Genomic DNA, 687 nt, shown 5'->3' on the forward strand with positions numbered 1-687 from the left:
TCCTCCTCACCAGAAGAGAATCAAAGATTGCCGACTTTTGCAATGGTCCCGGATGCGTGACAGCGGCCTGCTCGATGCGATCAACGCGGTGCTGGTGGCCGGGGTGCGGGTCGCGGAAGGCCGCGCGACCGAACCGACTGCGGGCATCATCGACAGCCAGTCGGTCAAGACCACCGAAGCGGGAGGCCCGCGCGGCTACGACGCGGGCAAGAAGATCAAAGGCCGCAAGCGCCACATCGCGACCGATACCGCCGGCAGCTTGCTCGACGCCCTGATCCTTCCCGCCGACGTTCAGGATCGCGATGCCGCGCCTGGCCTTCTCGAGCGATGCCGGGATGCATATCCTTCGCTGGCCCGCTTCTTCGCCGATGGCGGCTATGCAGGGCCGAAGCTGGAAACCGCGATCGCGCATATCGACCGGCTTGCCATCGAGATCGTCAAACGGTCGGATACCCGGTCTTTCGTCATCCTCCCCCGCCGCTGGGTCGTCGAGCGCACCATCGCATGGCTCAACCGATGCCGACGCCTCGCCAAGGACTGGGAGGCTTCCATCGCCTCCTCAGAAGCATGGCTCATCATCGCATCCATCAGGCGAATGACACGACGTATTGCTAAGCTCGAATTATGAGTCAGATGGGGTGATTGGGGCTCCACACCGAGTCGGTGGAGTGGCTGCTCCTCGCAAAT

General features: G+C 63.0%; 1 protein-coding gene. It reads left to right on the forward strand.

The genetic code is table 11. From position 1 onward, the window contains the following. Positions 1-628, forward strand: a 628-nt coding sequence (locus IE122_RS18255) for an IS5 family transposase (RefSeq protein WP_229814402.1), incomplete at its 5' end; no start/stop codon positions are given. Positions 629-687: the final 59 nt, after the last annotated feature.

Origin of the sequence: Novosphingobium colocasiae, assembly GCF_014652555.1 — a bacterium.
Classification (GTDB): domain Bacteria; phylum Pseudomonadota; class Alphaproteobacteria; order Sphingomonadales; family Sphingomonadaceae; genus Novosphingobium; species Novosphingobium colocasiae.